The 10,793-nt window shown below is 69.8% G+C and carries 10 protein-coding genes; 6 read left to right on the top strand and 4 right to left on the bottom strand.

All coding sequences use genetic code 11. The annotated features are described in order from the left end of the window. Window positions 1-2 precede the first annotated feature (2 nt). Both GRX31_RS23620 and GRX31_RS23615 read left to right on the top strand, forming a co-directional pair. On the top strand, window positions 3-1,022 hold the full coding sequence (locus GRX31_RS23620; protein ID WP_337193979.1) for a xylose isomerase: 1,020 nt from the start codon (window positions 3-5) through the stop codon (window positions 1,020-1,022). Then, window positions 1,019-2,254 (top strand): NAD(P)/FAD-dependent oxidoreductase, encoded by a 1,236-nt coding sequence (locus GRX31_RS23615; RefSeq protein WP_160855167.1) that lies wholly within the window; start codon window positions 1,019-1,021, stop codon window positions 2,252-2,254. Before GRX31_RS23620 ends, GRX31_RS23615 begins: the two co-directional genes overlap by 4 nt. A gap of 129 nt (window positions 2,255-2,383) precedes the next feature. Here GRX31_RS23615 and GRX31_RS23610 read toward each other — a convergent pair whose 3' ends face one another. After that, the gene (locus tag GRX31_RS23610) at window positions 2,384-3,322 is read right to left on the bottom strand and encodes a LysR substrate-binding domain-containing protein (protein ID WP_043791045.1); all 939 of its coding nucleotides are present in this window, start codon (window positions 3,320-3,322) and stop codon (window positions 2,384-2,386) included. Between the two features lie 137 nt (window positions 3,323-3,459). On the opposite strand from GRX31_RS23610, the gene GRX31_RS23605 reads away from it, so the two are divergent. The 4 genes from GRX31_RS23605 to hpaI are packed head-to-tail and all read left to right on the top strand — an operon-like array spanning window position 3,460 to window position 8,398. Next, a complete protein-coding gene (locus GRX31_RS23605; protein WP_160855165.1) occupies window positions 3,460-4,455 on the top strand; it encodes a Bug family tripartite tricarboxylate transporter substrate binding protein in 996 nt (331 codons plus the stop codon). Window positions 4,456-4,497: 42 nt separating this feature from the next. Next, the gene (locus GRX31_RS23600; protein WP_160855175.1) at window positions 4,498-6,027 is read left to right on the top strand and encodes a UxaA family hydrolase; all 1,530 of its coding nucleotides are present in this window, start codon (window positions 4,498-4,500) and stop codon (window positions 6,025-6,027) included. 34 nt (window positions 6,028-6,061) lie between these two features. Then, complete coding sequence (locus GRX31_RS23595) at window positions 6,062-7,561, top strand: NAD-dependent succinate-semialdehyde dehydrogenase (RefSeq protein ID WP_160855163.1); 1,500 nt, start codon at window positions 6,062-6,064, stop codon at window positions 7,559-7,561. Window positions 7,562-7,591: 30 nt separating this feature from the next. Continuing rightward, entirely contained in the window at window positions 7,592-8,398 is an 807-nt protein-coding gene (hpaI, locus tag GRX31_RS23590; RefSeq protein WP_160855161.1) for a 4-hydroxy-2-oxoheptanedioate aldolase, read from the top strand. A gap of 1 nt (window position 8,399) precedes the next feature. Here hpaI and GRX31_RS23585 read toward each other — a convergent pair whose 3' ends face one another. Genes GRX31_RS23585 through GRX31_RS23575 form a run of 3 tightly spaced genes read right to left on the bottom strand, consistent with a single transcriptional unit; the run spans window position 8,400 to window position 10,695 of the window. Continuing rightward, window positions 8,400-8,732 (bottom strand): DUF3325 domain-containing protein, encoded by a 333-nt coding sequence (locus GRX31_RS23585; protein ID WP_160855159.1) that lies wholly within the window; start codon window positions 8,730-8,732, stop codon window positions 8,400-8,402. Further along, a complete protein-coding gene (locus GRX31_RS23580; RefSeq protein WP_160855157.1) occupies window positions 8,729-10,372 on the bottom strand; it encodes a PepSY-associated TM helix domain-containing protein in 1,644 nt (547 codons plus the stop codon). Before GRX31_RS23580 ends, GRX31_RS23585 begins: the two co-directional genes overlap by 4 nt. Next, complete coding sequence (locus GRX31_RS23575) at window positions 10,369-10,695, bottom strand: DUF3649 domain-containing protein (RefSeq protein ID WP_160855155.1); 327 nt, start codon at window positions 10,693-10,695, stop codon at window positions 10,369-10,371. The genes GRX31_RS23580 and GRX31_RS23575 overlap by 4 nt, the downstream gene beginning before the upstream one ends. Between the last annotated feature and the right edge of the window lie 98 nt (window positions 10,696-10,793).

Genomic DNA, 10,793 nt, shown 5'->3' with positions numbered 1-10,793 from the left:
CCATCGGCTGCAACGGCCGTGGCGTGCAGCGCTCCTCGCGCCACCAGCCCATCGGCCTGCAGGAGCTGCCCATACGCGAGCAGTTCCGCCTCGTCAGCGAGACCGGCGTGTTCGACTGCTTCGACCGCCTGCCGCTGCGCCACCAGCTGGCCGACTACGAGTCGGCCATCGCCGAATTCAAGCTGCCCGTGCACACCGCCAGTTGGTTCTACCGCCTGGGCGAGGACGAGGTCCTGCTGGCCGGCAACCTTCGCATCTGCCGCGAGATCGGCGTGCGCTGCCACAACATCATGACCTTCAAGCACCACCGCGACGGCCATGTGCTGTCCGATGTGGAAATCGCCGAACACTATCTGCGGGTCTATGACGACGCCATGGGCCTGGGCGTGGAGCCCAGCTTCGCGCTGCATGTGAACACGTGGACCGAAGACTTCCTGCGCGTGCGCAGCGTGGCCGGGCACGTGCAGGCACGCGGCGTGCCCTTTCACTTCACGCTGGACTACAGCCATGTGAACTTCAAGATCGGCAACCCGGCCGAGCTGGACCGGTCGGGCGTGCGCGGGCTGCTCGAGCGCGGCGAACTGGTGCTGGACCCGTTCGAGCCCGGCTCGCTGTGCGAACAATGGCTGGACATGGGCATCGTGCGCTGGGCCCAGCTGCGCGCGGCCGGCCCCAACCAGCCCCTGAACCTGTGGCACCGCGACGAGGACGGCAGCCCGGGCCGGGGCATCCAGTACCCCATGCTGCGGCCCGGACCCGGCGAATGGCATTCGCCCTGGCATGCCTACCTGCTGGAGCCCTCCAAAGAGGCCATCCGCAAGGTGCTGGCCTGCCACCATGCGCAGCCGCACAGCCCGCTGCGCTACCTCACCACCGAATTCATCAATCTCCCCGACTACGGCCTGGGCGCAGGCTATGACCTGCTGGAGCAGAACGTGGCGGCCGCGCGCTTCATGCGGCAAGCCTGGGACGAGATCTGCGCCCGCCCCGTACTCCGGGCCTCCTGCGAAGGTGCAGCATGAACCCCGCACAACACCCCCAAGGCCATGCCGTCATCATCGGCGCCGGACACGCCGGTGGCACCCTGGCCGCCCTGCTGCGCCAGTACGGCCACCCGGGTCCGATCACTGTGGTAGGCGGCGAGGACCTGCCGCCCTACCTGCGCCCGCCGCTGTCCAGGGCCTGGCTGCAGCAGGCCATGGGCCCGGACGAGCTGTTGCCGCGGCCCGCCGGCGCCTCTGCGGACCAGGCCATCGCCCTGCGCCCGGGCATGCGCGCCATGGCCATAGAGCCGGGCTCGCGGCAGGTGGCGCTGAACGACGGATCGGTGCTGCACTACGAACACCTGGTCATTGCCACAGGCTCCGCGCCGCGCTGGCTGGTCCTGCCCGGGGATGAGCGGCCTGGCATCACCTACCTGCGCACCATGGAAGACGCGCAGGCGCTGCGGGGTCATCTGCAGACCGCACGCTGCCTGGCCATCATCGGCGGCGGCTATGCGGGACTCGAAATCGCTTCCACGGCCCGCAAGCTGGGCGTGCAGGTCCGGATCATCGAGCGCGAAGGCAGGCTGCTGACGCGCAGCGCCTCGCCGCAGATGGCTGCGCATCTGCTGCAGCTGCATGCAGGCCAGGGCGTGGAGGTGCATTTCAATGCAGCGGTCGCCGCCATCCAGGGAGACAGCCCCACCCGCATCACGGCCCTGTGGATGGCCGATGGCTCCCGACTGGAGTGCGATGCCGTGCTCATCGGCGTGGGCGCGGCGCCCTGCATGGAACTGGCGCAATCCCTCGGCCTGGACTGCGCCGACGGCATTGCCGTGGATGGCGAAGGCCGTACCGCCATGAGCGGCATCTACGCCATAGGCGATGCCACGCGCCGCCCGCTGGCCGGCTACCCCGGGCTGCACCGGCTCGAAAGCGTGCCCAGCGCGCTCGAACAGGCCCGGCGCGCGGCCTGCGCCATCACGGGCAGCGAACTGCCCGCCCATGAAACGCCCTGGTTCTGGTCCGATCAGTACGACACCAGGCTGCAGATCGCCGGCCTGCCCGGCCAGGGCGACCAGACCGTGCTGCGCGGCAACCCGGCCAGCGGCAGGTTCGCCGTCCTGCACCTGCGCGGTGGCCAGCTGTGCGCCGCCGAATGCGTGAACTCACCGGGCGAATTCATGGCTGCGCGCAAGGCCATCGCCGCCACGCACTGCGCCGGCCCCGGTTTCCCAACGCTCCCCTCCAAAGCCCCACTCACGTCATGATCTCCATTGCCTTCATGGAGCACGGCGGCAGCGAGCATGCGGTGCAGGCCACGGAGGGACAGAGCCTCATGCCGAATGCGGCGGCGCCGGTGGCGCAGCGCCAACGCAGCCGCAGCCGCAGCCGCAGGATCAGCGCGTTGCCAGGCTGCGCCCCACCGCCCGCAAACACTCCACCAGCAACCGCGTCGTCGCCGTCATCGGCTGGCCGCGCAGGGTGATCAGGCCCACGGGGGGCAGGTCGATGGGCACGGGCAGGTCCAGCACGGCGACCAGCCCCTGCTGCGCGAAATGCTCGGCCACGCCGCGCGCCATGAAGGCCACGGCGCCGCGCTGGTGCAGGAAGCTGATCTGCGACAGGAATGAGGCGGACTCGACCAGATCGGCCGGAGGATGCAGGCCGTGGGCGAAGAACTGCTGCTCCAGCTTCACGCGCAGCGATGCCCAGGGCGGGGGCATGACGCAGGGCATGTCGGCCAGCGCCTGCCAGCTCGCAGGCTGCGCCAGCAACGCATGGCCGGGGCGCACGACGGCGACCATGGGCTCGTCGTACAGGGCTTCGGTCTCCAGGTCGGGCGAGGCATAGCCAGGTTCGAGCCGGCCCACGAACAGGTCCAGCTCGCCCATGCGCAGCTTGGGCAGCAGCCGAGTGAGATCGCCCTCCTCGACCAGCACCGTGGTCTGGGCCGATCGCGCCTTCAACTGCTCGACGGCCCGGGCCAGCAGCACGGGCGTGGCCACGACCATGGCGCCCACGCTGGTGCGCCCGCGTGTGCCGCTGGCCTCGGCCGCCATTTCATCGCGCGTGCGTTCGAAGCCCGCCAGCACCGAGCGCGCAAAGCGCACCATGCTGACGCCGGCCGCCGTGGGCTCGGTGCCTCGCGTGGAGCGCTCGAACAGCGTCATGTCCAGCATGCGCTCGATCTCGGCCAGGGTCTTGGAGACGGCGGGCTGGGTCACGGCCAGGAACTCGGCGGCGCGGCCCAGATGGCGGAACTGGTCCAGCGCCACCAGCAGCTGCAGATGGCGCAGCTTGAGGTTGGAGCGCAGCACGCGGTCTATCTTGCTCATGGGGTCTTCATAGCTTTGAGGTTATGAAGCCAGTCTATCTTTTCATTGGATTGTCATGATCAGGCACTGAACAATCGCGCCAGCCAGCCCAAGGCCCGGATCACAGGGCTGCAAAAAGCCAATACAGGAGACAAGCGATGAACACCCCACGCACACGCCATGCAAGCCGGCGCGAATTCGTGCTCGCCACGCTCGGCGCCAGCGCACTGGCCGCCACCGGACCTCTTTTCGCCCAGAACTGGCCCGAACGCCCCATCACCTTCATCTGCCCCTGGCCTGCGGGCGGCACGGCCGACCAGTCCATGCGCGCGCTGTGCACCGTGGCCGGCAAGCTGCTGGGCCAGCCGATCGCGGTGGAGAACCGCGCGGGCGCATCGGGAATGATCGGCGCCAAGGCGCTGGCCTCGGCCAGGGCGGACGGCTACACCATCGGCCAGATTCCCATCTCGGTCACGCGCTTTTCGCAACTGGGCAGCCTGCAGGCCGATCCGCGCAAGGACTACACCTACATCGCGCGCACCTCGGGCCAGACCTTCGGCATTGCCGTGCCCGCCCATTCGCCGTTCAATACGCTCAAGGACTTCGTGGCCGCCGCCAAGGCGAGGCCCGGCCAGGTGACCTATGCCCATGCAGGCGTGGGCGGTGCCACGCATGTGGGCATGGAGGAATTTGCGGGCGTGGCCGGCATACAGCTCAACCATGTGCCCTACAAGGGCGGCGCCGAGGCACTGCAGGGCGTGCTGGGCGGCCATGTGGATGCGCTGGCCGACTCCAGCTCCTGGGCCCCCCATGTGGAAGCCGGCAAGCTGCGCCTGCTGGCCACCTGGGGCGAGCAGCGCACGGCGCGCTTCAAGGACGTGCCCACGCTGCGCGAATGCGGCTACGACGTGGTGGTCGATGCGCCCAACGGCATCGGCGCGCCGCGTGGCCTGGAGCCGGCCGTGGCGGCCAGGCTGCGCGAGGCCTTCCGCGCCGCCGTGGCCAGCCCCGAGTTCAAGTCCGTGGCCGAGAAGCTGGACGCGCCGCTGCTGTACCTGGATGGCCCGGACTACGAGAAATACGTCAACACGGTCTATCAAAAAGAGACCGTTTTGATCGACAAGCTCAAGCTGCGCGAATTGATGAAGGGCTGACAGCCCGCGAACCCACACCGATGAAAGCCACGCATGTCCCGCATGTCCCGCACCGATAGCCCCCTGCTGCACCTGCATCCCAACGACAACGTGCTGGTCGCCAGGACCGCTCTGTCGCTGGGCCAGGAGATTCCCGAACTGGGCGTGCGCGCCCGCGCCCAGGTGCCTGCGGGCCACAAGATCGCCGCGCGCCGCATCGCAGAGGGCGAGCAGGTGAAGAAGTACGACACCGTGATCGGCGTGGCCACGCGTGAGCTGGAGGCCGGCGACTATGTGCACAGCCACAACCTGCGCATCGTGGACTACTACCGCGACCCGGCCTTCGGCGCCGATGTGCGGCCCGTGGACTATGTGCCGGAAGCGCAGCGCGCCAGCTTCCAGGGCTTTGTGCGCGCCGGCGGCGGCGTGGGCACGCGCAACTTCATCGGCATCCTGTCGTCGGTGAACTGCTCGGCCACGGTGATCAAGCGCATTGCCGCGCACTTCACGGCCGAGCGCATGGCGGCATTTCCCAACGTGGACGGCGTGGTGGCCTTCGCCCAGACCAGCGGCTGCGGCATGTCCTCGCCCAGCGAGCATTTCGACGTGCTGCGCCGCACGCTGGCCGGCTATGCGCGCCACCCGAACCTGGCCGGCGTGCTCATCGTGGGCCTGGGCTGCGAGCGCAACCAGGTCGATGCCCTCGTGGAGTCGCAGGGCCTGTGCGAAGGCCGGCTCATGCGCACCCTGGTGATGCAGGAGGTCGGCGGCACGCGCGTGACCATAGAGGCAGGCATCCGCGCCATCGAAGAGATGCTGCCCGAAGCCGATGCCGCGCGGCGCAGCACGGTCAGTGCCAGCCACCTGAAGATCGGGCTGGAGTGCGGCGGCTCGGACGGCTTTTCGGGCATCACGGCCAACCCGGCACTGGGCGCGGCCATGGACATCCTGGTGCGCCACGGCGGCACGGCCATCCTGTCGGAAACGCCCGAGATCCATGGCGTGGAATTCATGCTCACGCGCCGCGCCATCACGCCAGCCGTAGGGCAGAAGCTGCTGGACCGCCTGGCCTGGTGGGAGCGCTACGCGGCCGGCCAGAACGCGCAGTTCAACGGCGTGGTCGGCCACGGCAACCAGGCCGGCGGCCTGGCCAACATCTTCGAGAAATCGCTGGGCTCGGCCATGAAGGGCGGCACCACGCCGCTGCGCGCCGTCTACGAATATGCCGAGCCCATCACCGAGCCGGGCTTTGTGTTCATGGACTCGCCGGGCTACGACCCCGTGGCCTCCACGGGCCAGATTGCCAGCGGCGCGCACCTGATCTGCTTCACCACGGGGCGCGGCTCCATGTTCGGCAGCAAGCCCGCGCCCACCATCAAGCTGGCCAGCAACACGCCCATGTACCGGCGCCTGGAGGAAGACATGGACATCAACTGCGGCCTGATCGTGGACGGCGAATGCGGCGTGCCCGAGATGGGGCAGCGCATCTTCGCGCAGATCCTGCGCCACGCCAGCGGCGAGCCCACCAAGAGCGAGGCCCTGGACCTGGGCGACCATGAGTTCGTGCCCTGGCACCTGGGCATCGTGAGCTGAGCCGCCCCTTACAACACCTGCATCCACCGATTCCATGCCACTGACCCTGACCCGCCCCGAGCTGCTGCGCAGCGCCAACTTCATCGCCGGCCAATGGACGACCGCGACTACCACTGCGACTGCCACGCCCGCCGCTCCCGCCCCGCGCCTGGCCGTGACCGACCCCGCCACGGGCGCACTGATCACCGAGGTGCCCGACTCCGGCGCCGCCGAGGCCCGCGCCGCGCTGGACGCCGCGCATGCCGCCTTCCCCGCCTGGCGCAAGACGCCCGCCAAACAGCGCGCCGCCATCATCAAGCGCTGGAACGGCCTGGTGCTGGCCCACCAGGACGACCTGGGCAGCCTCATCAGCCGCGAGCAGGGCAAGCCCCTGGCCGAGGGCAAGGGCGAGGTCGCCTACGCGGCCAGCTACATCGAATGGTTTGCCGAAGAGGCCACGCGCATGAACGGCGAGATCATTCCCGCGCCCGTGCCGGGCCGGCGCATGTTTGCGCTGCGCGAGCCCGTGGGCGTAGTGGCCGCCATCACGCCCTGGAACTTTCCGGCCGCCATGATCGCCCGCAAGATCGCGCCCGCGCTGGCCGCCGGCTGCACCGTGGTCTGCAAGCCCGCGGAAGACACGCCGCTGACCTCGCTGGCCCTGGTGCTGCTGGCCCAGGAGGCGGGCGTGCCGGCCGGCGTGCTCAACATCGTCACGGCCTCGCGCGAGAAGACGCCCGAGGTGGTGGATGTCTGGCTGGACGATGCGCGCGTGCGCAAGATCACCTTCACGGGCTCCACGCCCGTGGGCAAGCACCTGGCGCGGCGCAGCGCCGACACGCTCAAGAAGCTCTCGCTGGAGCTGGGCGGCAATGCGCCCTTCATCGTCTTCGAGGACGCCGACATCGATGCCGCCGTCGACGGCTTCATGGCCGCCAAGTTCCGCAATGGCGGCCAGACCTGCGTCTGCCCCAACCGCGTCTTCGTGCACCGCAGCGTGCACGACGTGTTTGCACAGAAGCTGGCCGCGCGTGTGGCCGCGCTGCACGTGGGCCCGGCCAGCGACCCGGCCTCGCAGATCGGCCCCATGATCAATGCGCGTGCCGTGGAAAAGATCGAGCGCCATGTGCAGGACGCCGTGGCGCGCGGCGCCAGGGTGCTCACGGGCGGCAGGCGCCTGGATGCCCTGGGCGCCAACTACTACGCGCCCACCGTGCTCACGGGCGCCGATGCCTCCATGGCCTGCGCCTGTGAGGAAACCTTCGGCCCCGTGGCGCCGCTCACCGTCTTCGACAGCGAGGACGAGGTCATCGCCGCCGCCAACGACACGCCCTTCGGCCTGGCCGCCTACTTCTACAGCAACGACGCACGCCGCATCTGGCGCATGGCCGATGCGTTGGAGACCGGCATCGTCGGCATCAACGAAGGCGCACTGGCCGCCGAGGCAGCGCCCTTCGGCGGCGTCAAGGAGTCGGGCTACGGCCGCGAGGGCTCCACCCACGGCCTGGACGACTACCTGCACACCAAGTACGTCTGCCAGGGCCTGCTGGACTGAATCTTTCCCTCAACGAAATCACCGGACACCATGCCAGCCCATAACCCCTTCAAGACCGCCCTGGCCGCAGGCCAGCCCCGCATCGGCCTGTGGCTGTCCATGGCCGACCCCTACCTGGCCGAGGCGGCCGCCACCTGCGGCTACGACTGGCTGCTGATCGACGGCGAGCACGCGCCCAACGACGTGCGCAGCACCCTGGCCGCGCTGCAGGCCGTGGCCCCGCACCCGGCACAGGCCGTGGTGCGCGTGGTCGAAGGCAGCACGGCCCTGATCAAGCAGATGCTGGACATAGGCGCCACCACCTTGCTCGTGCCCATGGTGGACACGGCCGAACAGGCGCGCGCCGTGGTGGCCGCCACGCGCTACCCGCCGCTGGGCGTGCGCGGCGTGGGCAGCGCCGTGGGCCGCGCATCGCAGTGGAGCGCACGCGCCGACTACCTGCAGGTGGCCGACGACGAGGTATGCCTGCTGGTGCAAGCCGAGACCGTGACCGCGCTGCAGAACCTGCCGGCCATCTGCGCGGTGGACGGCGTGCACGGCGTCTTCATCGGCCCCGCCGACCTGGCCGCCTCCATGGGCCACCGCGGCAACCCCGGCCACCCCGAAGTGCAGGCCGCCATCGAGGGCGCCATGAAGACCATCATCGCCAGCGGCAAGGCGGCCGGCACCCTGACCTCGGACCCCGCCCTGGCCCGCCGCTACCTGGACCTGGGCTGCAGCTTCGTGGCCGTGGGCGTGGATGTGCTGCTGTTTGCGAATGCGGCGCGCAGGCTGCGGGGGCAGTTCGATGATTCGCCGGTGGCCGCGCCTGCACAGCAGGCAGCTGCCGCCTATTGATTCAGCCAGCCACCAACCAGGCCAGCAGCCCCGCCGCCGCTGCAGCGGCCGCCACACGCCGCGCGAACTGCGGTGCATAGGTCAGCAGCAGGCCCAGAGCCAGGGCCGCAAAGGTCAGCAGGCCCAGCCAGGCGGCCACGGCCACCGAGGCATTCCAGCGCAGCAGGCAAGGCGCCAGCGATAGGGCCAGCAGCGCGTAGCCGGCCAGCCGCCAGGCCTTCAGGCGCGCGGGCGTCAGGCCTTCGGTGCCCAGTTGGTCCTGGTGCCGGTCCATGGAAGCGGCGACGACGGCAAAGCCTGCAAAGGCCAGAAAAAAGGCGGCAAGAATCATCATGACGCGCGCTCCAGCGTGGGGGCATGGCTGGCGGCACGGGCTTGCGTGCGGGGCACTGCAGCCGCTGCCGGCTTGCCGCGCAGCAGCCACCAGGCCACCACGCCGTGGATGGCGGCCAGGCCCAGCATCAGCAGCTCGAAGCTGGCGATGCTCCACTGCCCGTTGGCCAGGGTCTGCACCAGCGATGCGCCGCCCGTCAGCAGGTTGAGCAGGGGCAGGAGCGCGTACAGCATGGCGGCCAGCGCCATCTGCTGCAGCCAGGCATTGCGGTGCGAGACCAGCAGCGGATGCAGCAGGCACAGCAGCCAGATGATGAAGAAGCCGTTGATCTCCCAATCACTGCGTGCCTGCATGGGCACGGGCAGCAGGCGGTTGAGCCAGAAGAAGCCGGCCACGGCCACCGACAGGCCCGCGATGGAGCCCACGTTGAGCACCTCCACCAGACGGTGGCCGAAGGGCGTGCGGCCCAGCTTGCGGCGCTCGGGCATGCGCTTGACCACCCACAGCACCATGCCCGACGCGGCCATGAAGGTGCCGACCACGCCGCTGAGCAGCAGCAGCCAGCGCATGGCGGGCTCTGCAAAGCGGCCCAGGTGCACGCCGGTGATCACGTTGCCGGTGGCACGCACCCATGAGATGGCGGGCGCCTCGGGGCTGGCCTGCAACTGGCCGGTCACGCCGTCGAAGCGCAGGGTCTCGGACTGGCCGCGGTTGATGAGGCTCATGCCGCCGCCTTCGCGCAGTTCGACCACCGCGCGCGAGGTGCCGGGCGCGTTGACGGTGATGCTGCCCACGCCGTGCTCGGGCCAGCGGCGCGCGCCCTCGGCCATCATGGGCGCGATATCGGCCAGCGCGGCAGCCTGGCGCTCTTGTTTGCCACCGCGCGCGCCCGGGCCCTGGTTGGCCGCCTGACCGCGCGCACCCCGCACATCGGCGAAGTAGGCATTGGTGTCGCCGTTGTAGGCCGCCTGTATGCCCCAGGGCATGAGCATGAACATCAGCAGCACCAGGCCGCTGAAGGTGATGACGATGTGAAACGGCAATGCCAGCACGGCCGTGGCGTTGTGCGCATCCAGCCAGGAGCGCTGGCCCTTGCGCGGGCGGAAGGTGAAGAAGTCCGTGAAGATCTTCTTGTGCGTGATCACGCCCGTGATGATGGCCACGAACATCAGCATGGTGGCGAAGCCCACGATCCAGCGGCCCCAGATGCGCGGCATGGCGTGCAGCTCGAAGTGGAAGCGGTAGAAGAAGTTGCCGGCGCGTGTCTCGCGCGGCTCCAGCTTCTCGCCCGTGGCGGCGTCGATCTCGGCGCGCTTGGTGCCTGCGCGGCCCGTGGCGGCGCCGGGCTCGCGCCAGGATACGGCCACCGCCACCTGGCGCGGGCCGGGCAGGCTCAGCGTCCAGGTCGTGGCCTCCGGCGCGATGCGCTGCATGGCGTTCAGTGCGCGCTGCGCGGTGTCGGCGTCCTGCACCGAGCCGTGCAGCTCGGGCCGCATCCAGTCGTTGATCTCGTCGCGGAAGTAGCTCAGGGTGCCCGTGAAGAACACCGCGTAGAGCAGCCAGCCCAGCAGCAGGCCGCTCCAGGTGTGCAGCCAGGACATGGACTGGCGCAGTCCCTCGGGTTTGCCGTCTGCCCTCATGCGGCGGCTCCGTTCGACAGCATCCAGGCCAGAAGTCCCAGGCCCGCGCCCGGCAGGCCGATCACGGCCCAGGCGCGCCAGGCGCTGGCGCAGCCAAAGGCCCACATGGCCGCCACGGAGTAGATGATGAACGCCAGCAGGGTCGAGCCCAGCGCCGCATCGGCCCGTTCCACGCCCAGCCAGACCATGGCGCGCGCGCCCGTGGCGGCGCAGGCGGCCGACAGCAGATAGCCGCCGCCGATCGCCGCCAAGGCGCGCGAGGCCACGGCCACGCGGTAGCGCAGCAAGGATGGAGAGGACCCTCCCGGGGTCGAGGCTTGCATGGGGATGACCTTTCTTGCGGATCGTTGCCCGTTCCGGACGCCGCGGCCGCAGCGCAGGCCCGGACGGACAAAGGCGCCACAACAGTTCAAGGTCTGTG

Origin of the sequence: Delftia sp. CH05 (genome assembly GCF_009827015.1) — a bacterium.
In the GTDB taxonomy this organism is placed as follows: Bacteria; Pseudomonadota; Gammaproteobacteria; order Burkholderiales; family Burkholderiaceae_C; genus Comamonas; species Comamonas tsuruhatensis.
The sequence above is the reverse complement of the archived record's forward strand: the minus strand, read 5'-3'. Positions and strand labels throughout refer to the sequence as shown.